Origin of the sequence: Sinorhizobium sp. BJ1 (assembly GCF_002531555.1) — a bacterium.
Taxonomy (GTDB): Bacteria; Pseudomonadota; Alphaproteobacteria; order Rhizobiales; family Rhizobiaceae; genus Sinorhizobium; species Sinorhizobium fredii_B.
In genome coordinates this window covers 499,415-522,843 of record NZ_NWTH01000003.1, presented here as the reverse complement: position 1 = coordinate 522,843, position 23,429 = coordinate 499,415, and the positions used below count along the sequence as shown (strand labels likewise).

Here is a 23,429-nt window from a genome sequence, read left to right as displayed (position 1 = left end):
CTTATGGCTGATCTTTCCTCCTTCCCGATCACGAGCCGCTGGCCGGCGAAGAATCCCGACATCATCCAGCTCTACTCGCTGCCGACGCCGAACGGCGTGAAGATCTCGATTGCTCTGGAAGAACTTGGGCTGCCCTATGAGGCGCACCGCATTGCCTTCGATACGAACGAGCAGAAGTCGCCCGAATTCGTGTCGCTCAACCCGAACGGCCGTATCCCGGCCATCATCGATCCGAACGGACCGGACGGCAAACCGATCGGCCTGTTCGAATCCGGTGCGATCCTCGTCTACCTCGCGGAAAAGACCGGCAAGCTCATTCCGGCCGATGCGGCCGGCCGCTACGAGACGCTGTGCTGGGTGATGTTACAGATGGGCGGCGTCGGGCCGATGTTCGGCCAGTTCGGCCATTTCTTCAAATTCGCGGCCGACAAGGTCGCCAACAATCCCTATCCGGTTGAGCGCTATCGCGACGAAGCGAAACGCCTGCTCGGCGTTCTCGAAGCGCGCCTCGAAGGCCGTGAGTGGCTGATGGGCGACGAATACACCATCGCGGATATCGCCACCTATCCGTGGGTCGAAGGCGCCCGCAAGTTTTATGGCGGCGCCGAGGTGCTCGAGTACAACAACTTCCCGAACGTCATGACTTGGGTGGAGCGCGGCTTGGCGCGCCCGGCCGCGCAGAAGGGCATCGAGATTCCGCGCAAGGAATGATCCGGGCGATGCGCCGGCCCGAGTTGACGAGACTCGGGCCGGGAGGCTACGGGTAGCAGAGCCAGATGAGGAAAGGTGTGGTGCGACTTTCCGCCCGCACCCGCTCCTGGCTTATGGAATAGACGGTCCAAACGGGTGGAAAAGGTGTCGGGAAGACTTGTTGTTGTCGGTGGCGGTCAGGCCGCCTTCGCTTTGATCGCCAAGCTTCGCGCGCTCCAGGACGAGCGTCCGATCACCGTCATCGCCGCGGAAGCGAGCCTGCCCTACCAGCGGCCGCCGCTTTCCAAGAAATACCTGCTGCGCGAACTCACTCTCGATCGGCTGCTCTATCGGCCCGAGGCCTGGTACGCGGAACACGGGATCGACATTCGCCTGTCGACCAAGGTCACCCGGGTGGAACGCCGCGCAAGAGAGGTCATGCTCAGCGACGGCTCGAGGCTGGATTATGAAACGCTGGCCTTCGCAACCGGTGCCACGGCGCGCCGCCTGCCGGCTGCGATCGGCGGCGATCTCGCAGGCGTCTATGTGGTGCGCGACTTCAGGGATGCCGACCGCCTTGCCGAGGAGATGAAGCCGGGGCGCCGGGTATTGGTGATCGGCGGCGGCTATATCGGCCTGGAGGCGGCGGCGGTCGCACGCACTTGCGGGCTCGAGGTCACTGTGATCGAGATGGCGGACCGCATCCTGCAGCGTGTGGCTTCCGCCGCGACCTCTGCGATCGTCCGTGAGATACACCGCTCGCATGGGGTTGATATCCGCGAACGCATGGGCCTTCATCGGCTGATCGGGGAGGACGGGCGGGTGACGGCCGCGGAGCTCGCCGACGGCTCGATCATTCCGGTCGACGTCGTGATCGTCGGCATCGGCGTAGCGGCGAATGATGCCCTGGCGCATGATGCGGGCATCGAAACCTCCAACGGCATCCTCGTCGACAGCTACGGCAGGACTTCCGATCCGGCGATGTTTGCGATCGGCGACTGCGCGGTCCTGCCCTGGCAGGGAATGCGTATCCGCCTTGAATCAGTCCAGAACGCCGTGGACCAGGCAGAAGCGGTCGCTGCCATTCTTGCCGGCGGTTCCGCTCCCTATGATCCCAAACCTTGGTTCTGGTCGGACCAGTATGACGTCAAGCTGCAGATCGCCGGCTTCGGGCTTGGCCACGACGAAACCCTGGTCCGCCCGGGCCAGCGCGAAGGCAGCGTTTCGGTCTGGTATTTCCGCCAGGGCAAGTTGATCGCCGTCGATGCCGTCAATGACGCCAAGGCTTACGTGACGGGCAAGAAACTGCTCGAAGCGGGCGTGACGCCCGAGCCAGCGCTCCTGGCCGATCCCCAGGTCGATCTCAAATCCTTGCTGGCATAGCGGCTGCGCCGCACGGCGAGGACGAGAGCGGAACCGGTCGAGGGCGGCGGCGTCCCTCGCAATTTTAGCTCGCGTGACTCGGCAATTCATTAACACTGTCCGCTTGGAAACAGCGGTCGATGGCTGATTTTTCATCCTTCCTTAAAGGGCGCAAAGCGAACTGCTAGCGACCCGGCGTGCGGACAAGCGCGTGCGGGGCTGTGCGTTTATTTGGGCGACCTCCGATGTTCAAGATACTCTCGTGCCTCGTCGTGGAACATGATCTGCGGTTGGTTGCGCTGGCAGCGGTGATTTGCGCCCTGTCCAGCTATGGCGCAGTGACACTGCTTCAGCGCGCACGGCTTTCCCGCGGCAGGCCCCGGGCGATCTGGCTGGCGGCGGCAGGCATCGCCAGCGGCTTCGGCATCTGGGCGACCCATTTCATTGCCATGCTCGCCTATGACCCCGGTGTCGTGCTCGGTTATCAGGCAGGCTTCACGACATTATCCCTGGTTGTCTCGATCCTGCTGACGACGTCGGCCCTGGCGATCGCCACCTATGCGACAGGCCGCCCCGCATGGGTGCTGGGCGGCCTGGTGCTGGGCGCCGGGGTGGGCTGCATGCATTTCCTCGGGATGGCCGCGCTCGAGGTGCCCGGCTCCATTCGCTGGGATTCGACGCTCGTCGTCGCTTCGATCTTGGCCGGGGTGCTCTTCGACATGGTTGCGATCTTTACGATCAATCGGAGCGGCCACACGCCGAAGGCTCATTTGGTCGCGACAGTGGCGATGACGCTCGGCATCGTCGTGCTGCACTTCACCGCGATGGGCGCAGTTGCGGTCGAAGTCGAGTTCGCGACCGGGATCCAGGAAGGCATGATCCAGCCGAATTTTCTGGCCTTCGTCCTTGCCGGCACTGCCTTCTTTCTTCTGTCCGCCGTGCTGATTGCCGCCGGCTTTGCGCGCCAGGGCGAAATCCTCGCCGTCGCTTCGGAAAAGGAGTTTTCGCGTTTCGTCCGCAGCGTCAAGGACTACGCCATCTGCATGCTCGATGTCGACGGCCGCGTGGCGAGTTGGAACGCTGGGGCAGAAGCCAACAAGGGTTATGTGGCCGAGGAGATCGTCGGCGAGAACTTCGCCTGCTTCTATTCGCCGGAGGAGCAGGCAGCTGGCCTGCCGCAGCAGGCGCTCAACACGGCGCTTGCCGACGGAAGATACGAAACCGAAGGCTGGCGTTACCGCAAGGACGGCACTCGGCTGTGGGCGAATGTCGTCATCGATCCGCTTATCGATGATGTGGGGCGCCATGCGGGCTTCATCACGATCGTCAAGGACATCACCAAGCGAAAAGAGGATGCCGATCACATCGCCGAAGTCAGCAAGAATCTCGACATTGCGCTCGAGAACATGACGCAGGGCATATGCCTGTTCGACCACGCCGATCGCTTGCTGATTTCAAACCGCCGTTGCCTCGAGATCTTCGAACTTCCTGAATCGCTTGCCGGCATGGGACTGACCTTTCGCGAAGTTCTCGATCGCATGTTTGCCCGCACCTACTCGGATCCAGCGATCGCGGAAGCGAAGGCGGAAGAGGCCTACCGCAAACACAGGCTTGATATCGCCGCCAAGGGCGGCGGCGACTTTGTCGAGAAATTGTCGAACGGCCGCTCGATACTGGTCAAGCATCGCACACTTCCCGATGGCGGCTGGGTCTCCACCTACGAGGATATCACCGAGCGGCTCGACTCCGAGGAGCAGATTTCCTTCCTTGCGCGCCACGACAGCCTGACGGGGCTGCCGAACCGGTTGCAGTTCAACAGCTACCTCGACGACGAGCTCGATGCGGCTGCCTGGTTCTCGCGCAAGGTGGCGGTGGTCGGGATCGATCTCGACAGGTTCAAGGAAGTCAACGACCTGCACGGCCATGCGGCCGGCGACTTCGTGCTGGTCACGATCGCGCAGCGGATGAAGGAACATCTTCAGGAGGGCGAATTCATCGCCCGCTTCGGGGGCGACGAGTTCGCTGCAGTCAAACGCTTCGAGGAACTCTCCGAGGTCCATGACTTCCTGCGGCGGATCGAGAGCTGCCTGCAAGAGGAGATGCGCTTCGGCGATTTCGAGTTGAAATCCGGCGGCAGCATGGGGGTGGCCATCTATCCGCAGGACGCCGAAACCGCCGACGCGTTGATCAACAACGCCGACCTCGCAATGTATCGCGCAAAAGCGGCGCTCAACCAGACAATCTGCTTCTACGAGGTTTCGATGGATGAGGCCGCGCGCGGCCGCAGGGCGCTCGCGAACGATCTCTGGGAGGCGGTGGAGAAGAACCAACTGGCTCTGCACTATCAGGTCCAGAAATCGGTCGCGACGGGAGACGTGATCGGCTACGAAGTCCTGCTGCGCTGGAACCATCCGGAACGCGGTATGGTACCGCCGAACGAATTCGTTCCGCTCGCCGAGGAATGCGGCGCCATCCTGCCGATCGGCGAATGGGTGCTGCGCGAGGCCTGCCGTGAAGCGGCAGCCTGGGACCGTCAGTACAAGATCGCCGTAAACCTGTCGCCGGTGCAACTGGCGAACGGCGACCTTGTCAGCCTCGTCAACGCGATCCTCGTCGAAACCGGGCTCGACCCGAAACGGCTCGAGCTCGAGATTACCGAATCGACGATCATCGACGACAAGGAGCGGGCGCTATTGACGCTACGCGAGATCAAGGCGCTCGGCGTCACGATCGCCATCGATGATTTCGGCACCGGCTATTCCTCGCTCGAGACGTTGCGGTCGTTCCCCTTCGACAAGATCAAGCTCGACAAGAGCTTCATGTCGGAAGTCGAAGGCAGCCCGCAAGCAAAGGCGATCATCCGCGCCATCCTCGCCCTCGGCCAGAGCTTGCACGTTCCGGTTCTCGCCGAAGGGGTCGAAACGCAGACGCAGCTCGACATTCTCCAGGCGGAAGGCTGCGACGAGGCGCAGGGCTACCTTCTTGGCCGGCCGGCGCCGATGGGGTCGGTGATCGGTATCCGAACCCAGGCCGCCTGAGGCGGTCCGGAGGGCCCACCCATCGCGCTATTCGTCGCTGGCGTCGTGATGGCGGCGGCCTTTGGGCCCAGTGTGAAGGTCCGGCGGAAAGATCGCCCCATCAGCACGCGGAAAAGGCGCATGGCTTCACCTCGAACAACAAAAAGGGCGGCCCGAAAGCCGCCCTTCAGATCCGGATGGATCTAGCTGTGCTAAGGCTGACGCCTTATCACATCATGTCCATTCCACCCATGCCGCCCATGCCGCCAGGCATTGCCGGAGCGTCCTTCTTCGGCAGTTCGGCGATCATGGCTTCGGTCGTGACGAGAAGGCCGGCAACCGAGGCTGCGTCCTGGAGCGCGGTGCGAACGACCTTGACCGGGTCGATGATGCCCATGGCGATCATGTCGCCGTATTCACCGGTCTGCGCGTTGTAGCCGAAGTCGTCGGTGTTCTTCTCGAGGATCTTGCCGACAACGATGGAGGCTTCGTCACCAGCGTTTTCAACGATCTGGCGGGCCGGAGCCTGCAGAGCGCGGCGAACGATGTTAATGCCGGCTTCCTGATCGTCGTTTTCGCCCTTGACGGTGATCTTGACAGAAGAGCGCAGCAGGGCAACGCCGCCGCCCGGTACGATGCCTTCCTGAACTGCAGCGCGCGTCGCATTGAGAGCGTCGTCGATGCGGTCCTTCTTTTCCTTCACTTCGACTTCGGTCGAACCGCCGACGCGGATGACGGCAACACCGCCAGCGAGCTTGGCAAGACGTTCCTGCAGCTTTTCGCGATCGTAGTCCGAGGTGGTTTCTTCGATCTGCGCCTTGATCTGGGAAACGCGGCCTTCGATGTCCGACTTCTGGCCGGCACCGTCGACGATCGTGGTGTTTTCCTTGGAGATCGAGACCTTCTTCGCACGGCCGAGCATGTCGAGCGTGACGCTTTCGAGCTTGATGCCGAGGTCTTCGGAGATCACCGTGCCGCCCGTCAGGATGGCGATGTCTTCGAGCATGGCCTTGCGGCGGTCGCCGAAGCCCGGAGCCTTGACAGCGGCGATCTTCAGGCCGCCACGCAGTTTGTTGACGACGAGCGTTGCGAGAGCTTCGCCTTCGACGTCCTCAGCGATGATGAGGAGCGGCTTGCCAGTCTGGACGACGGCTTCGAGAACCGGGAGCATCGCCTGAAGGTTAGAGAGCTTCTTCTCGTGCAGGAGAACGAAGACGTCGTCGAGGTCGGCGATCATCTTTTCCGGGTTGGTGACGAAGTAAGGCGACAGGTAGCCGCGGTCGAACTGCATGCCTTCGACGACTTCGAGTTCCGTTTCGGCGGTCTTGGCTTCTTCAACCGTGATAACGCCCTCGTTGCCGACCTTTTGCATCGCTTCTGCGATGTCGAGGCCGACTTGGCGCTCACCGTTGGCCGAAATCGTGCCGACCTGGGCAACTTCTTCCGAGGTGTTGATCTTCTTGGCCTTGGCGAGGAGGTCCTTGACGACTTCGGTGACGGCGAGGTCGATACCGCGCTTCAGATCCATCGGGTTCATGCCGGCAGCAACGGCCTTGGCGCCTTCGCGAACGATCGCCTGGGCGAGAACCGTTGCGGTCGTGGTGCCGTCGCCGGCGATGTCGTTGGTCTTCGAAGCAACTTCGCGGACCATCTGGGCGCCCATGTTCTCGAACTTGTCTTCGAGTTCGATTTCCTTGGCGACCGAAACGCCGTCCTTGGTGATGCGCGGAGCGCCGAAGGACTTATCGATGATGACGTTACGGCCCTTCGGGCCGAGCGTTACCTTGACCGCATCGGCGAGGATGTCTACGCCGCGAAGCATCTTTTCGCGCGCGGTACGGCCAAATTTGATCTCTTTAGCAGCCATGTGAGAAAACTCCCGGGCTCATTGCCCTTTGGTTGTCATGAATGTGGAGAAGTGGGGCCGGCCGATCAGCCGATGATGCCCATGATGTCGGCTTCCTTCATGATCAGAAGGTCTTCGCCGTTGATCTTGACCTCGGTGCCGGACCACTTGCCGAACAGGACGCGGTCGCCAGCCTTGACGTCGAGCGGAACAACCTTGCCGCTTTCGTCGCGGGCACCCGAACCGACAGCCACGATTTCGCCTTCTTGCGGCTTTTCCTTCGCGGTGTCCGGAATGATGATGCCGCCCTTGGTCTTTTCTTCAGACTCGACGCGGCGAACGACAACGCGGTCGTGCAGCGGACGGAAATTGGTGCTTGCCATTGTCTAATCCCTCGATCAAATGACATTGCGGATCGTTAGAGACCCGGTGGATGGGTGTTAGCACTCTTGGTTGAAGAGTGCTAGCGCCGCCGAGATAAGGCTGGCTTCGGAACGAGTCAAGGATTGGCTTCGAGATTTTTTTGCCGGTTGCGAAAGTTGACAAGAAATCCCGTTTTTTGTTTGATGGGTTATGGGGTAAGCGAATGCCCCACGAGGCGTCATGCTGGAATTTCGCGTCCAACAGCAATAAAGGACGTCGTATCATGGCCTCGTACAACTCCATCTCCCCTGAAAAACTCGCCCGGCTCGTCGGAACCGCGAAGGCACCCGTCCTCATCGACGTGCGCGATGAGGACGATTTCGCTGCTGATCCCTTCCTTGTACCGGCGTCGTTTCACCGGACCCATTCCGATGCCCCGCAATGGGCGGACGAATACAAGGGCCACTGGGTCGTCGTGCTCTGCAAGCACGGCGGCAAGCTCAGCGAAGGCGTTGCCGCCTGGCTTCGGCTCGCCGGCGCGTCTGCGGAAATACTGGAAGGCGGTATTGAAGCGTGGCGCGAAGCGGGCTTGCCGCTCGTGCCGGTGGCCACCCTGCCGAATGCCGATCCTTCGGGCGGCTCGGTGTGGGTCACGCGATCCCGACCGAAGATCGACCGCATCGCCTGTCCATGGCTGATCCGCCGCTTTGTCGACCCGCGTGCCAAATTCCTCTACGTCACACCGGCCGAGGTCGAGGCAGTCGGCGAGCGTTTCGGCGCAACGCCGTTCGACATCGAAGGGGTGTTCTGGAGCCATCGCGGCGACGATTGCACCTTCGATACGATGGTGAAGGAGTTCGGTCTTTCCTTCCCCGCCTTGGAGCACGTCGCCCGTATCGTTCGCGGCGCCGATACGGACCGGCACGATCTCGAGCCGCAGGCGTCCGGCCTTCTTGCCGTTTCGCTTGGCCTGTCCCGCATGTATGCCGACGACCTCGAACAGCTCGAGGCAGGGATGACGCTCTATGACGCGCTCTACCGGTGGGCGCGCGATGCGACACAGGAAAAGCACGATTGGGTATCCCACGGCGGCAAGGGGAAGCGGACGTGAAAGAACAAGCTTCGGCGGGCCTCGCGCCCGCCCATCCGTCTTTTGCCGAGGCCACCAGGGTCTAGGCGAAGATCGGCCTGTTGAGTTTCGGCGGGCCGGCCGGACAGATCGCGCTCATGCACCGGGAACTCGTCGAGGAGCGCCGCTGGATATCGGAAAGCCGCTTCCTGCACGCGCTCAACTATTGCATGCTGCTGCCGGGACCCGAGGCGCAGCAACTCGCCACCTATATCGGCTGGCTCCTGCACGGCACGCGAGGCGGGGTGGTGGCCGGCACCCTTTTCGTCATCCCGGGCTTTGTCGTCATTCTCGCCCTGTCTTCGGCCTATGCCCTCTTTCAGGAGACGGATTGGCTCGCGAGCCTCTTCTTCGGCTTGAAGGCGGCGGTGCTTGCGATCGTCATCGACGCGCTGATCCGGCTCTCCCGCAGGGCGCTGAAAACCGGCTTCGATCGATGGCTCGCACTCCTGGCCTTCCTTGCGCTGTTCGCTTTCGGCCTGCCTTTTCCGCTGGTGGTCGTTGCGGCCGGCATCGCGGGCTATGTCGCCGCCCGGCATGCGCCGGGGCGGCGCGAGGCCGCCCATGCTGCGAAGGCTCCGGATCTTCCTTCCGTAATCGGCGCCGATTACCCCGAAGGCAATCCGACCTGGGGGAGGGCCGCGGCGGTCATTGCGGTGTGGGGGGCTCTTTGGCTGGCGCCCTTCCTCCTGATCGCGGCCACCCTCGGCAGCTCGAACGTCTATAGCGGTATCGGCGTCTTCTTTTCGCAGATGGCGGTGGTCACCTTCGGTGGCGCCAATGCGGTTCTCGCCTATGTGGCACAGCAGGCGGTCGAGACTTATCACTGGCTGTAGCCCGGCGAGATGGTCGATGGCCTGGCGCTGGCGGAGACGACGCCGGGACCGCTAGTGCTCGTGCTCGCCTTCGTCGGTTTCATGGGCGCGTACCGGGCGCCGATCGGTGTTGATGCGTTGGCGTCCGGCGTGCTTGGCGCGACGCTCGCGACCTGGGTCACCTTCATCCCATGCTTTCTCTGGATCTTCCTCGGCGCGCCCTATGTCGATCGGCTGCGCGCCAACGCCGCGCTCTCCGGCGCATTGTCGGCGATCTCGGCGGCGGTCGCCGGCGTCATCCTCAACCTTGCGGTCTGGTTCGGCCTGCACGTCCTCTTTGGCCGTGTCGAGCGATTGGAGAGCGGGCCCCTTTCGCTTCCCTATCCGGATCCGACGACACTCGACCCTCTTGCCCTAGTCCTGACCATATTGGCGGCCGCTTCGCTTCTGTGGTTGAAGCGCGGCATTTTCCAGACTCTCGCAATTTGTGCTGCGGCTGGCTGGTTGCTGATGCTTGTCTGATATCGCGACGTTCGCCGCCGAATCTTGGGAAGTGCGGCGTTTTTCTATGTGCGAGGCTTGTATTCTTGGCCCTTCCTTGCGATGTCAGCCGAGAAGCTGAGTTTGCAGGAAGCCAGGATGGCCGTCAGGATCAACAGTTTTCGGGAAATCGCCAGCCGATACGACGTGGTGCTTTGCGACGTTTGGGGCGTGCTTCACAACGGCGTTCAGGCCTTCGCCTCCGCCTGCGAGGCACTGGCCGAGGCGCGCGCCCAGGGGGTGACGGTTGTCCTTATCACCAATTCGCCGCGGCCGCATCCGAGCGTCAAGGTGCAGATCCGCGGTCTCGGCGTTCCCGACGAGGCCTATGATCGGATCGTCACCTCCGGCGACGTCACGCGGGCATTGATCGCTTCCGCAGCGAAGCGGATTTTCTTCATTGGCGCCGATCGCGACCTGCCACTGCTCGAGGGCCTCGGCACCGAGATCGTTTCGGCGGAAGAGGCCGAGACGATCGTCTGCGCCGGCTTCTACGACGACGAGACCGAAACCCCCGAACACTACCGCGCCACGCTGGTTGGCCTCGCCAGACGCAAGATACCATTCATCTGTGCGAACCCCGATCTTGTCGTGGAACGCGGCCATCGGCTGATCCCCTGTGCGGGCGCCATCGCCAAGCTTTACGAGGAACTCGGCGGCGAGGCGCGCATTGCCGGCAAGCCCTACAAGGCGATCTACCGCGCTGCTCTCTCGGAAGCAAAGGCCGTAAGAGGTAACTTCGACCTCGCGCGCGTCATCGCCATCGGCGACGGCATGCCGACCGATGTGAAAGGGGCGCAGGACGCCGGTTTCGATCTGCTCTATATCAGTGCCGGCATCCACGCGCAGGAATACATGCATGAAAGCCGCACCGACGAGGCGAAGCTCTTTGCCTTCCTGAAGCAAGAAGGAGCGACGCCGAAGTGGTGGATGCCTCGGCTCGCCTGACAGGACGACGGCAATGACGGTTTTTCATCGCAACGAAACCCGTGATCCGCTTCCCGAACGCCTCCGCGGCGGCGTGATCGCGATCGGTAATTTCGACGGGGTTCACCGGGGCCATCAGTCGGTGCTGAACCGCGCGCTCGATGAAGCTAGAGGCCGGGGCGTTCCGGCTCTTGTGCTGACCTTCGAGCCGCATCCGCGCACGGTTTTCAGGCCCGACCAGCCTGTGTTCCGCCTGACCCCGGCACCGCTGAAAGCCCGCATCCTGGAGGGAATGGGTTTTGGCGCCGTAATCGAGTATCCCTTCGACCGGACCTTCTCCGAGCTTTCGGCGTCCGATTTCATCCACCGCATCCTGCGTGAATGGCTGCACGCCTCGCACGTCGTCACCGGCTTCGATTTCCACTTCGGCAAGGGACGGGAGGGCGGCCCGGCCTTCCTGATGGCGGCTGGCGCCGAGGAAGGCTTCGGCGTGACGCTGGTGGACGCCTTCCGCGACGAGAACGCCGCGGTGATCTCCTCGAGCTTCATCCGCTCCTTGCTTGCCGAAGGCGACGTCTCGCATGCGGCCGGCCTGCTTGGCTATCGCTACACGGCCGAAGCGGAGGTGATCGGCGGCAAGAAGCTGGGGCGCACACTCGGCTATCCGACTGCGAACATGCGCCTGCCGCAGGAGGCCGAGCTCCGGAACGGCATCTATGCGGTGCGGTTCCGTCGGGCGGACGGTTCTCTTTATGACGGCGTCGCAAGCTTCGGCCGCCGCCCGACCGTCGACAGCGACGGCGAACCGCTGCTGGAGACCTTCGTCTTCGATTTTTCCGGCGACCTCTACGGCGAGGTCTGCGCCGTCTCCTTCTTCGGCTATCTTCGCGACGAGCTGAAATTTGACGGACTCGAGCCCTTGATGGTGCAGATGAGAGAGGACGAGAAAGAGGCGCGCGCCCTTCTGGCCGGGGTGCAGCCGTTGAGTGAGATCGACCGCCAGATCAATTTCGCCTGATGTCGGCCGGGAGGCGGGCCGGCTTGCCAAAGAATTGAGCCATGCAGCGCACGCGGACCTTTTCAAAACACTGAAAACGCCTTAAACAACCGGCCACTATGATCAGGCATCGTCGATTGACCATCGATCAGCGAATTATCGGCCCGGCTTTCCGCGCGCGCTAGAGCGCGCCGGAAGGTCCGGGATTTCGGCGTTTCACGCCCTTCCAGTCATCTTCGATAGACCGAACCCTTCCGCCTGCGTGACGATCCCGCGCGGAAAAGACGAATGCAAAAGACCATGACAGAGACCGCTGAAAAGATCGACTATTCCTCCACGCTGTATCTGCCGCAGACGGAATTCCCGATGCGCGCAGGCCTGCCGCAGAAGGAGCCGGAAACTGTCGCCCGCTGGCAGAAGATGGAGCTCTACAAGAAGCTTCGCGCTTCCTCCGCCGGCCGCGACAAGTTCGTGCTGCATGACGGCCCGCCCTATGCGAACGGCAACATCCACATCGGCCATGCGCTGAACAAGATCCTCAAGGATGTCATCAACCGCTCGTTCCAGATGCGCGGCTTCGACGCCAATTATGTTCCGGGCTGGGACTGCCACGGCCTGCCGATCGAATGGAAGATCGAGGAGAAGTATCGCGAGAAAGGCAGGAACAAGGACGAGGTTCCGGTCAACGAGTTCCGCCGGGAATGCCGCGAATTCGCCAGCGGCTGGATCGGCGTGCAGACCGAGGAGTTCAAGCGCCTCGGCATCGAGGGCGACTTCGAAAACCCTTACACGACGATGAATTTCCACGCCGAGGCCCGCATTGCCGGCGAACTGATCAAGATCGCCAAGGCCGGCCAGCTCTATCGCGGCTCGAAACCGGTCATGTGGTCGGTCGTCGAGCGCACCGCGCTCGCGGAAGCCGAAGTCGAATATGCCGATGTCGAAAGCGACATGATCTGGGTGAAGTTCCCGGTCGTCGAAGGACCGGATGCGCTAATCGGCGCCTTCGTCGTCATCTGGACGACGACACCCTGGACGATCCCCGGCAACCGCGCTGTCGCCTATTCGTCGCGCTACGCCTATGGCCTCTACGAGGTCGCTACCGCCGAGAACGACTATGGGCCGCAGCCGGGCGAAAAGCTGATCTTCGCCAAGCGTCTCGCGGAGGAGTCGGCCGCCAAGGCAAAGGTCACCTTCAACTTCGTCCGCGATCTCGAGGCTGACGAACTGTCGACCGTTACCTGCGCCCATCCGCTGCATGGTCTCGGCGGCGGCTATGCTTTCAAGGTGCCGCTGCTCGATGGCGACCATGTGACCGACGATGCCGGCACCGGCTTCGTGCACACCGCGCCCGGCCACGGTCGTGAGGACTTTGAAGCCTGGATGGACAGCGCCCGGGCACTCGAAGCGCGCGGCATCTCTTCCGCGATCCCCTTCACCGTCGACGATGCCGGCTATTTCACGGCTGATGCGCCCGGCTTCGGCCCGGAGGCCGAAGGCGGCGCCGGGCGCGTCATTGATGACAAGGGCAAGAAGGGCGACGCCAATGACCGCGTCATCAAGGCACTGATCGCCCGCCACGCGCTGTTTGCCCGCGGTCGGCTGAAGCATTCCTATCCGCATTCCTGGCGCTCGAAGAAGCCGGTGATCTTCCGCAACACGCCGCAATGGTTCGTCTACATGGACAAGGACTTCGGCGACGGCACGACGCTGCGCGGGCGGGCGCTCAACGCCATCGACGAAACCCGCTTCGTACCCGGCGCCGGCCAGAACCGCCTGCGCGCCATGATCGAGCAGCGCCCGGACTGGGTACTGTCGCGCCAGCGCGCCTGGGGCGTGCCGATCGCGATCTTCGCCGACGATCAGGGTGAAATCCTCGTCGACGAGGACGTCAATCTGCGCATCCTCGACGCCTTCGAGAAGGAAGGGGCCGACGCCTGGTTTGCCGAGGGCGCAAAGGAGCGCTTCCTTGGAAACGACTACGATCATGCCCGCTGGCATCAGGTCATGGACATCCTCGACGTCTGGTTCGATTCCGGTTCGACCCACACCTTCACGCTCGAAGACCGTCCGGACCTGAAGTGGCCCGCCGATCTCTATCTCGAGGGCTCCGACCAGCATCGCGGCTGGTTCCATTCCTCGCTTTTGGAAAGCTGCGCAACGCGCGGCCGTGCGCCCTACAACGCCGTCGTCACCCATGGTTTCACCATGGATGAGAAGGGCGAGAAGATGTCGAAGTCGAAGGGCAATACCGTCACGCCGCAGGAGGTGATGAAGGATGCCGGCGCCGATATCCTACGCCTCTGGGTGATGACGACGGACTATTGGGAAGACCAGCGTCTCGGCAAGACGATCATCCAGACCAATATCGATGCTTACCGCAAGCTCAGGAACACCGTCCGCTGGATGCTGGGCACCCTGGCCCACGACAAGGGCGAGGTGGTCGCGGTCGCCGACATGCCGGAACTCGAGCAACTGATGCTGCATCGTCTTGCAGAGCTCGACCGGCTGGTGCGCGAAGGCTACGACGCCTTCGACTTCAAGCGGATCGCGCGCGCCCTGATCGATTTCTCGAATGTCGAACTGTCGGCCTTCTATTTCGATATCCGCAAGGACGCGCTCTACTGCGATGCGCCGTCGTCGCTCCGCCGCCGCGCCGCGCTGCACGTCATCCGCACTTTGTTCGACTGCCTGGTGACCTGGCTTGCGCCGATGCTGCCCTTCACCGCCGAGGAAGCCTGGCTTTCCCGCAACCCGGAAGCCGTCTCCGTGCACCTCGAGCAATTCCCGGCCGTGCCGGCGGAATGGCGTAACGATGCGCTTGCCGAGAAGTGGCGGAAGATCCGCGAAGTGCGCAAGGTGGTCACCGGGGCTCTCGAGATCGAGCGCAAGGACAAGCGCATCGGCTCCTCGCTCGAGGCCGCGCCGATCGTCCACGTCGCCGATCCGGATCTGAGGGCGGCGCTCGACGGCCAGGACTTCGCCGAGATCTGCATCACCTCGGCGATCGAGCTCAATGGCGCCGAAGGGCCGGACGGCGCCTTCACGCTGCCGGAAGTGGCAAAGGTCAGCGTCGTGCCGAAGCTCGCCGAAGGCCGCAAATGCGCGCGCTCCTGGCGGATTACCACGGATGTCGGATCCGATCCGCTCTATCCGGATGTGTCGGCGCGCGACGCCGCCGCATTGCGGGAGCTCGGCTTCAAGCCTTAATCGACATTTCACCGGGTGAATTGCACTTGGGGCATTCATCCGGTACAAACTGCCCGAAATTTGGCGGATTTTTCCGCCATGGGGGCGTGTAATGGCCGCGCGGCGGGCGCGGTCCGGCGGGGCTGGAAGGAAATTCATGGAAATGGCGCGAGCGTTGCGGGTGTTTGCGAGCATTGCTGCTGTCGTGGCGGGTAGCCTGGTGCTTACCGGTTGCATCGGCGGCCCGACCTACGGCACGGATAAAACGGCGGGCGAACAGTTGGTCGATGACCTAGGCAGCGCCATCAGCCTGGCTCCGCCGAAGAAGGACCCCGTCAAGTACCAGCCGCGTGCAGGCCTGGTGTTGCCGCCGCAAGGAGAGCAAGCCGCGCTGGTCCAGCCGCAGCAGTCGCTCGCAAGTCGCGAGACCAATCCCGCCTGGGTCGAGTCGCCCGAGGAAGTGCGGCAGCGGCTGCGCGAAGAGGCCGACGCCAACAAGAACAATCCCAACTACGTCTCGCCGCTTGCAAAGGCGAGCGCCAACGGTCGCCGCCTGTCCGCCAAGGAGCAGCAGGCGGCCTATCGCGAAGCCCGCAAGATCGAGATGGGCGCCTATTCCGACAAGCGCCGTTTCCTGAGCGACCCACCGCTCGAATATCGCCGCCTGCCTGAGGGCTCAGAAATGGATCTCGGCGAGTCGGAGAAGGACAAGGAGCGTCGGCGCAAGAAGGCGGCGCAAGTCGCCAACAGCGGCAGCAAGTGGTACTGGCCGTTCTAAGCGATGGCACTCAGCATTCGCGACGCGGTCCCGGAAGATGCGGCGACGATCCTGCGCTTCATCACCGAACTCGCCACTTATGAGAAGGCCGAGCACGAGGTCGAGGCGACAGTCGAGCTTCTGACCGCGTCGCTCTTCGGGTCGGGCTCGATCAGCCGCGTGGTGATCTGCGAAGTCGATGGCAAGCCGGCCGGCTTCGCCATCTGGTTCTACAACTATTCGACCTGGCAGGCGCGCAAGGGCCTCCTCTCGAGGATCTATACGTGACGCCCGAGCATCGCGGTTCGGGAGCGGGAAAGATGCTGCTCAAGCACCTGGCCCGCATTGCGATCGCCGAGGGCTGCGGCCGCTTCGAGTGGAGCGTTCTCGATTGGAACGAGCCCGCCATCCGTGTCTATGAGGCGATCGGCGCGGAACCGCTGACGGAATGGACCCGCTATCGGCTGACGGGCAAGGAACTCGAGGCGCTCGCCGCCAGCTGATTCCTATCCGTCAACGCCGGGCGGCAAAAAACCGGCGCAGGAGATCGGCGGCCTCGCGCTCGGCGAGGCCCGAATAGACATCCGGAACATGGTGGCATGTCGGCGAGCCAAAGAACCTGACGCCGTTTTCGACGGCGCCGCCTTTCGGGTCCTCGGCGCCGTAGTAAAGGCGGCGTATGCGCGCGAAGGAGATCGCCGCCGCGCACATGGTGCAGGGCTCAAGCGTCACATAGAGATCTGCGCCCGAGAGTCGCTCGTCGCCGACGGCGGCCGCAGCCTGGCGGATCGCCTCGATCTCGGCATGGGCGGTAACGTCCCGCAATTCGCGCGTGCGGTTACCGGCCGCAGCGACGACTTCGCCGTCGAGCACCACGACGGCGCCGATGGGCACCTCGCCGCGCGCCGCCGCCTTCCGCGCCTCGTCGAGCGCCGCATCCATGTAGCGCGTCGTTTCCGCCATCACTTGCTCATAATTTCTCTTAACCCACGGCCTTCGACCTGATAGGACAGCCGCAAAAGGCAGGCAACAGAAATGACATCCAAAGACAAGTCCACCGGGCCCGGCAAGGGAAAAGATCGCAAGGGTAATTTCCCTTCCGGCGACAAGAAAGCCAACGCGGCACGACCCGGCAAGAGCGCGGCGCCGAAAGCTGACGTCGGCATCGACGAGCCGCAACGCATCTCGAAAATCCTGTCGCGCGCCGGCGTTGCCTCGCGCCGCGACGTCGAGCGGATGATCATGGAGGGACGCGTCAAGCTCAACGGCGTCGTGCTCGATACGCCGGTCGTCAATGCAACGCTCGCCGACAGCATCGAGGTCGACGGCCATCCGATCCGCGGCATCGAGCGGACGCGCCTCTGGCTCTACCACAAGCCGGCTGGCTTGGTGACGACCAATTCCGATCCGGAGGGCCGGCCGACGGTGTTCGACAACCTGCCGGACGATCTGCCGCGCGTGCTGTCGATCGGCCGCCTCGACATCAATACCGAGGGCCTGCTGCTGTTGACGAACGACGGGGGGCTTGCCCGCGCTCTCGAATTGCCGTCGACCGGTTGGTTGCGGCGTTACCGCGTCCGCGCGCATGGCGAGATCGATCAGGAAGCGCTTGACCGGCTGAAGGACGGCATCGCCGTCGAAGGTGTCCTCTACGGTGCGATCGAGGCGACGCTCGACCGGGTTCAGGGATCGAACGTCTGGATCACCATGGGCCTGCGCGAAGGCAAGAACCGCGAGATCAAGAACGTGCTCGGGGCGCTCGGGCTGGACGTGAACCGGCTGATCCGCATTTCCTATGGTCCGTTCCAGCTGGGCGAGCTGCCGGAGGGCCATGTCCAGGAAATCCGTGGCCGCACGCTCCGCGATCAGCTTGGCCCGCGCCTGATCGCGGAAGCGAAGGCGAATTTCGACGCGCCGCTCTACAACGACCAGCCGGCCGCGGCGGAGGCGGAGATCCACAGCGACGGTGCTGCCGACAAGGGCAGGCCGGAGCGCAGCACTTGGCGCGAAAAGCCGGAGGACAAGCGCGAACGTGCGCTTGCACGCCTCGATACGCAGCGTGATGAGAGCCATTCCCGCGATCGTCGAGACCGTCCCCGCGAGAGATTCGAGGATCGTCCGGCCCGGGCGCCGGCGAAGCGCAGCCGAACCGCGAATGTCTGGATGGCGCCTGGCGCACGGCCTGTCGCCGAAAAGAAGCCAAAGGCGGCCGAGGAAGACGTTTCAGCGAAACCAGCCCGTCGCGAGCGTCCGGAAGGTGCGCCGAAGACGAAGCGTTATGGGCGCACGAAGGATGGTTCGGCCACGAAGACATCGGCAAAGTTCGATCCGGATCGCAAGACAGGTGCCGCCAAGGGTGCTGCTCGGCCGGATCGCGCCCCGCGTCCATCGGTCAAACGCACCGACGAGGACGGAGACTGGATCAGCGCCAGCGAGCCGGTTCGCCGCAAGGACGACGCTCGCGACGGCGGGTTCGAACGGCGCCGTCCCTTTGATGCCGGAGAACGGAAGTCGCGCGACCATGGCGATCGCCCGCCGCGGCGTGAAGGCAGCGAGCGCCCTCGCGGCGAACGTCCGGCGCGGGCTGCAGGCGAGGGTCGCGCATTCTCCGAAAAGCCGCGGACAAGCCGCAGCAAGGACGACCGCCCCAAGGGCCGCGAAGGCGGAGATCGGCCGTTCGGCGATCGGCCGCCCGGCGGCAAGCCGGCGGGGGGCAAGTCCTTCGGTCAGCGCTCCAGCGGTCCCCGCGGTGGCAAGCCCGGTGGCGGCCGTCCTGGCGGAGGCAAACCCGGCGGCGGCAAGCCTGGCGGCAGCAAGCCCGGCGGTCGCACGGGCGGCGGCAAGCCCCGCGGCAAGGGGAAGTAATCAGCCGTGCGCATCGTCGGCGGAGAGTTTCGGGGTCGCACGCTCGCCACGCCCAAGTCCAACGATATCCGGCCGACCACCGACCGGACGCGCGAAAGCCTGTTCAACATCCTGAGCCACAGCTACCCCGAGGCGCTCGACGGCGCCCGCATGCTCGACCTCTTCGCCGGCACTGGTGCGGTTGGACTCGAGGCCCTGTCGCGAGGCTGCCGGCAGGCGCTTTTCGTCGAACAGGGGGTCGAGGGGCGCGGGCTCATCAGGGTCAATATCGAAGCGCTCGGCCTGCAGGGCCGTGCCAAGATCTTTCGCCGCGATGCCACGGATCTCGGCCCGGTCGGTACGATAGAACCGTTTCATCTGGTTTTCGTGGATCCCCCCTATGCCAAGGGACTCGGCGAACGCGCGCTCGAGCAGGCGGCGGCCGGCGGATGGCTCGTGCCGGGCGCCCTGGTGGTGCTGGAGGAGCGGGCCGATGTGCGGCCGCAATTGTCCGGCGCCTTTGAGCCGCTCGACGATCGCGCCTTCGGCGACACGCGAATGCATTTCTACCGATTTCTTGGCGCTTGATCTAAGTTGGGTCCGACGACCGTAAGGCCTGTCTGGTCCCTCCCTGATGGCGGCACCGGCTGTAGTGGACCAGACGGAAACGGAGAAGATCGATGGAGCAGCACGTATCTGCACAGCGCAACCGGCCGGACACGATAGGTGAACCGACGATCGCCGTCGCGTTTGGCGGCGGCGGCGCGCGCGGCCTTGCCCATATCCACGTCATCGAGGCACTCGACGAGATGGGCATCCGGCCTATGGCGATTGCCGGCTCGTCAATCGGCGCGATCATGGGTGCTGGAATGGCCGCCGGCATGACCGGCAAGGAAATCCGCGACTACACGTTTTCCACCGTCGGCAATCGCGGCGAAGTGCTCAACCGCCTTTGGCAGCTCCGTCCGGGCAGTCTGTCGGAGGCCGTGTCGAGCGGTTTCCGCTTCGGGCAATTCAACATCGAACGGGTACTGAAAGCCTTTCTCCCGGAGGCGATCCCGACGCGCTTTTCCGACCTGCTGATACCGTTGAAAGTCACGGCGACCGACTATTACGGGCAAACCGAGCGCGTTTGCGAGAGCGGCGATCTCCACCAGGCGATCGCTGCGTCCTGCGCCCTGCCGGCGATCTTCATTCCCGTGAGGATCGCCGGCCGCGTAATGATCGATGGTGGCATGTACAATCCGGTTCCCTTCGACCACTTGCGTGAACTCGCCGACATCGTCGTCGCCGTCGATGTCGTCGGCGGGCCGGACGGCGACGGCAAGACGATACCGAGTCGCATCGACAGCCTGTTCGGCGCGAGCCAGCTGATGATGCAGTCGATCATAGCCATGAAGATGAAAGCCGGCGCCCCGGATATTCTGCTCCGCCCGGATGTCGGCCGCTTCCGCGCATTGGATTTCATGCGTGCCCGTGAGGTGCTTGCCGCCACTGCCGCGACGAAGGAGCAACTGAAGCGAGCGCTCTGTGACCGGATCGATCAATGGCAGGCGGGGCGCTGATTCTGCCCAGCCGCACCGCGTTCTCGCTCAGTCGGCACTGGCCAGCGTTTCGCCGGCCCGCCGGTTGTCGCCGTCCGGAAGCTGAGGCAGGATTCGCCCTTCCGTCTCAGCAGTGTGGTTGACGTCCCGTTTCGGCTTGACCAGCGGTTCCGGCCGTACCGGCTGCGAATGCAGCATGTGGCGGCCGGCCGTGATGCCCTCGGCCTCCTGCAGCACCAGCCGCGCCTCGTCGCGGCGGCGGATGTCGTCCATGATGGCGATCGCTTCCTCGCCGCCGACGCCGAGCGCCTCGATCGTCTTGCGGCCGAACAGCAGGCCGGACTCGAACGTCTCGCGCAACTCGTACTCGACTCCCATGGTGCGCAGTTCCAGCGTATGCAGGCGATCGTAGGAACGCGCGAAAATGCGGGCGTTCGGGTATTCCGCCTGAACGAGACTGATGATCCTGTCGGTGATCTCCTTCTTCTGCGTACAGACAGCGACGATCTTCGCCTTCTCGATGCCGGCCGCCCGCAAGACGTCGAGCCGCGTGCCGTCGCCGAAATAGATGCGGAACCCGAAAGTCGCAGCCTGGCGAACGCGTGCAGCCGAATGGTCGATGATCGTAACGTCACGGCCGCCGGCCAGAAGGATCTGCGCGGCGATCTGGCCGAAGCGCGAAAAGCCGATCATCAGGACGTCGGCGCCAGCGCCCTCGAAATCCTCCTCCATCTCGTCTTCCAAATCATCCTGTTCACGCAGCAGCCGCTTCGAAAGCAGCGCCGCCACGGGCGTCAATGCCATGGATAGCGTGACGATCGCGACGAGCAGGGAGGCGACCCCTTGCGAGAAGACGCCGGCAACGGCGGCGGCCGTGAAGAGCACGAAGCCGAATTCGCCACCCTGTGGCAGAAGCAGGCTGATGCGCACGGCATCATTGTGATGGGAACCCGTCGCGCGACAAAGCCCATAGAGGACCAGGCTTTTCACCGCCATGAGCAGCGGCACGGCGACCACAATCAGCAGATAGTTCTCGGCTATGACGCCGAGTTGCAGCGATAGCCCGACCGCCATGAAGAACAGCGCCTGGAGGATACCGCGGAACGGCTCGATGTCGGCTTCGAGCTCGTGGCGATAGGAAGATTCGGCGAGCAGCACGCCCGCCAGAAAGGCGCCCATGGCCATCGAAAGGCCCGCCAACTGCATCATCGTCGCCGCGCCTATGACGACGAGCAGCGCTGCGGCGATCATGACGTCGCGGGCTCCGGTGCGGGCGATTACCTGAAAAAGGGGGTTGAGCAGGTAGCGGCCGGCCGCGAATAGCGCAGCAATGGCCGCAATCGCGATCGCGAAGGCCTCAAGCGGCGTGGTCGTGGCCTCCGGTGCCCGCGCCGCCATCAAGGGGATCAGCGCAAGGAGGGGGACGATTGCCAGGTCCTGGAGCAGGAGGATGGAAAAGGCGCGCTGACCGTAGCGCGTGTTCGTATCGTTGCTCTCATCGAGAATCTGCATGGCAAAGGCCGTCGATGAAAGCGCAAGGCCGAATCCGGCGATGACGCTTCCGCCCGGCGGCAGCAGATCGAAGAACGCGATTAGGAAAGACAGTACGAGGCCTGTCACCGCGACCTGCGCCGTGCCGAGGCCGAAAATGTCGCGCCGCATCTGCCATAGTCGCGATGGCTTCAGTTCGAGACCGATGATGAACAGCAGGAAGACGACGCCGAGTTCCGATACGTGAAGAATTTCTTCGCCCTCGGTAATCGACTGGGCGACCGGGCCGATCACGATACCTGCGGCGAGATAGCCGAGAATCGTACCGAGTCCGAGACGTTTGAACAGCGGCGCAGCAACGACGGCGCCGCCGAGCAGCATCAGCGCCTGGGTATAGAGGATTTGTGTCGTTTGCATTGCGCGCGGCTTTCGTCATGGATGTTCTCGACTTCCCTTGGCGGGGAGGCGAGGCGGGATGTCATACTATGTGGAGAGGGGAATCATCTTGATGCCCTTGATGCATGCTCCAGTGCACAATAAATGGGACAGGAATGAAAGGCCTAATCATGTCCGAGACGATCGATTCCGCCATCCTCGAAAAACGCGCCGCCGAACTTGTGGACCGCGCCCGCCAGGCCGGTGCGGAGACCGCCGACGCTGTCGTCGTACGTGGTCGCTCCCGCTCGGTTTCGGCTCGGCTCGGCAAGGTCGAGGCGACGGAAGCCTCGGAAAGCGACGATTTTTCGCTTCGCGTGTTCGTGGGCCGGCGCGTCGCCAGCGTCTCGGCCAATCCGGGCTTCGATCTGAAGGTTCTGGCGGAGCGCGCGGTCGCGATGGCCAAGGCCTCGCCGGAGGACCCCTACGCCTCGCTCGCCGATCCCGACCGGTTGGCGAGATCCTATCCGGATCTGGACCTCTTCGACACGCGCGAAGTTTCGAGCGAGGCGCTGACCGAAGCGGCGCTTGCGGCCGAGGCGGCGGCGCTTTCGGTGTCCGGCGTTACCAATTCGAGCGGCGCCGGCGCCTCCGCCGGCATGGGCGGGCTGGTGCTCGTGACATCGCATGGCTTCTCGGGTTCCTACATGGCGACCCGGTTTGGCCGTTCCGTCAGCGCGATCGCCGGCGAAGGCACCAAGATGGAGCGCGACTACGACTATGACAGCCGGCTCTTTTTCGACGAGCTTCGCAGCGCCGATGATATCGGACGGGTTGCCGGCGAACGGGCCGTGGCGCGTCTCAATCCGCGGCAAGTTCCAACTGCCAAGAACGTCACCGTTGTCTTCGATCCACGCATGGCGCGCGGTTTCGTCGGTCATCTGGCGGGTGCCATCAACGGCGCGTCCGTCGCGCGCAAGACGAGCTTCCTGCGCGACATGATGGGCAAGCAGATCATGAAGGCAGGGATCGCCGTCACGGACGATCCGCTGATCGTTCGCGGCTCCTCCTCAAGGCCTTTCGACGGCGAAGGGATCACCGGTTCGAAGCTGTCGATGGTCGAGGATGGCGTCCTCAAGCACTGGTTCCTGTCGACGTCCGCGGCGCGTGAATTGGGGCTCGAAACCAACGGGCGGGGCGTACGCGGCGGCCCGGCGGTCAATCCGGCCTCGACCAACCTTGCCCTCGAGCCGGGGACGATTTCCCGCGACGATCTGATCCGCGGCGTCGGCACCGGGTTCTACGTCACCGAGCTCATCGGCCAAGGCGTCAATATGGTGACGGGCGAATATAGCCGCGGCGCCTCTGGCTTCTGGATCGAGAACGGCGAGATCACCTTCCCCGTCTCGGAGGTGACGATCGCGTCCAATCTCAAGCACATGTTCATGGCCTTGACGCCTGCCGACGACATCGACAGGAAGTTCGGCATCGCCGCGCCCACCTTCGCCATCGAAGGCATGACGCTTGCCGGAACCTGAGTGCG

16 protein-coding genes and 2 pseudogenes are annotated in these 23,429 nt (G+C 63.6%); 14 read left to right on the top strand and 4 right to left on the bottom strand.

The window, feature by feature from the left end; all coding sequences use genetic code 11:
* Positions 1-3: 3 nt before the first annotated feature.
* The 3 genes from CO676_RS05900 (at position 4) to CO676_RS05890 (ending at position 5,090) form a co-directional block, all read left to right on the top strand.
* Entirely contained in the window at positions 4-711 is a 708-nt protein-coding gene (locus CO676_RS05900) for a glutathione binding-like protein (RefSeq protein WP_097519915.1), read from the top strand.
* Positions 712-855: 144 nt separating this feature from the next.
* Entirely contained in the window at positions 856-2,073 is a 1,218-nt protein-coding gene (locus CO676_RS05895; protein ID WP_097519914.1) for an FAD-dependent oxidoreductase, read from the top strand.
* 224 nt (positions 2,074-2,297) lie between these two features.
* Positions 2,298-5,090 carry an EAL domain-containing protein gene (locus CO676_RS05890; RefSeq protein WP_097519913.1) on the top strand — a complete coding sequence of 931 codons (2,793 nt, stop codon included), beginning with the start codon at positions 2,298-2,300 and terminating at the stop codon, positions 5,088-5,090.
* Positions 5,091-5,298: 208 nt separating this feature from the next.
* Here CO676_RS05890 and groL read toward each other — a convergent pair whose 3' ends face one another.
* Together groL and groES are read right to left on the bottom strand one after the other, a co-directional pair.
* Positions 5,299-6,936 (bottom strand): chaperonin GroEL, encoded by a 1,638-nt coding sequence (gene groL, locus CO676_RS05885; protein ID WP_014761295.1) that lies wholly within the window; start codon positions 6,934-6,936, stop codon positions 5,299-5,301.
* Between the two features lie 65 nt (positions 6,937-7,001).
* Positions 7,002-7,298 carry a co-chaperone GroES gene (gene groES, locus CO676_RS05880; protein WP_012706990.1) on the bottom strand — a complete coding sequence of 99 codons (297 nt, stop codon included), beginning with the start codon at positions 7,296-7,298 and terminating at the stop codon, positions 7,002-7,004.
* Between the two features lie 263 nt (positions 7,299-7,561).
* On the opposite strand from groES, the gene CO676_RS05875 reads away from it, so the two are divergent.
* The 7 genes and pseudogenes from CO676_RS05875 to CO676_RS05845 all read left to right on the top strand — a co-directional run bounded on the left by CO676_RS05875 (position 7,562) and on the right by CO676_RS05845 (position 16,135).
* A complete protein-coding gene (locus CO676_RS05875; protein WP_097519912.1) occupies positions 7,562-8,389 on the top strand; it encodes a sulfurtransferase/chromate resistance protein in 828 nt (275 codons plus the stop codon).
* Positions 8,386-9,744: pseudogene (chrA, locus tag CO676_RS05870) on the top strand (chromate efflux transporter). The gene CO676_RS05875 and the pseudogene chrA overlap by 4 nt, the downstream one beginning before the upstream one ends.
* Before the next feature lie 117 nt (positions 9,745-9,861).
* Positions 9,862-10,710, top strand: coding sequence for a TIGR01459 family HAD-type hydrolase (locus tag CO676_RS05865; protein ID WP_097519911.1), 849 nt, complete (start codon positions 9,862-9,864; stop codon positions 10,708-10,710).
* Between the two features lie 13 nt (positions 10,711-10,723).
* Entirely contained in the window at positions 10,724-11,707 is a 984-nt protein-coding gene (locus tag CO676_RS05860; protein ID WP_014761299.1) for a bifunctional riboflavin kinase/FAD synthetase, read from the top strand.
* A gap of 279 nt (positions 11,708-11,986) precedes the next feature.
* Positions 11,987-14,896, top strand: a complete 2,910-nt coding sequence (gene ileS / locus CO676_RS05855; protein WP_097519958.1) for an isoleucine--tRNA ligase — start codon at positions 11,987-11,989, stop codon at positions 14,894-14,896.
* 136 nt (positions 14,897-15,032) lie between these two features.
* The gene (locus CO676_RS05850; RefSeq protein WP_097519910.1) at positions 15,033-15,653 is read left to right on the top strand and encodes a hypothetical protein; all 621 of its coding nucleotides are present in this window, start codon (positions 15,033-15,035) and stop codon (positions 15,651-15,653) included.
* Positions 15,654-15,656: 3 nt separating this feature from the next.
* Positions 15,657-16,135: pseudogene (locus CO676_RS05845) on the top strand (GNAT family N-acetyltransferase).
* A 10-nt stretch (positions 16,136-16,145) separates the two neighbouring features.
* On the opposite strand, the gene CO676_RS05840 reads toward CO676_RS05845, so the two are convergent.
* Complete coding sequence (locus CO676_RS05840) at positions 16,146-16,595, bottom strand: nucleoside deaminase (protein ID WP_097519909.1); 450 nt, start codon at positions 16,593-16,595, stop codon at positions 16,146-16,148.
* 72 nt (positions 16,596-16,667) lie between these two features.
* Between CO676_RS05840 and CO676_RS05835 the strand changes: the two genes are divergently transcribed.
* The 3 genes from CO676_RS05835 (at position 16,668) to CO676_RS05825 (ending at position 20,041) form a co-directional block, all read left to right on the top strand.
* The gene (locus CO676_RS05835) at positions 16,668-18,497 is read left to right on the top strand and encodes a pseudouridine synthase (RefSeq protein WP_097519908.1); all 1,830 of its coding nucleotides are present in this window, start codon (positions 16,668-16,670) and stop codon (positions 18,495-18,497) included.
* Positions 18,498-18,503: 6 nt separating this feature from the next.
* The gene (rsmD, locus tag CO676_RS05830; RefSeq protein WP_097519907.1) at positions 18,504-19,064 is read left to right on the top strand and encodes a 16S rRNA (guanine(966)-N(2))-methyltransferase RsmD; all 561 of its coding nucleotides are present in this window, start codon (positions 18,504-18,506) and stop codon (positions 19,062-19,064) included.
* 92 nt (positions 19,065-19,156) lie between these two features.
* Positions 19,157-20,041, top strand: a complete 885-nt coding sequence (locus CO676_RS05825) for a patatin-like phospholipase family protein (RefSeq protein ID WP_097519906.1) — start codon at positions 19,157-19,159, stop codon at positions 20,039-20,041.
* A 27-nt stretch (positions 20,042-20,068) separates the two neighbouring features.
* Here the strand turns inward: CO676_RS05825 and CO676_RS05820 are convergent, their stop codons facing one another.
* On the bottom strand, positions 20,069-21,928 hold the full coding sequence (locus CO676_RS05820) for a monovalent cation:proton antiporter-2 (CPA2) family protein (protein ID WP_097519905.1): 1,860 nt from the start codon (positions 21,926-21,928) through the stop codon (positions 20,069-20,071).
* 149 nt (positions 21,929-22,077) lie between these two features.
* Between CO676_RS05820 and CO676_RS05815 the strand changes: the two genes are divergently transcribed.
* Positions 22,078-23,424: a TldD/PmbA family protein gene (locus tag CO676_RS05815; protein ID WP_041413864.1), complete on the top strand. Its 1,347-nt coding sequence runs from the start codon at positions 22,078-22,080 to the stop codon at positions 23,422-23,424.
* Positions 23,425-23,429 lie beyond the last annotated feature (5 nt).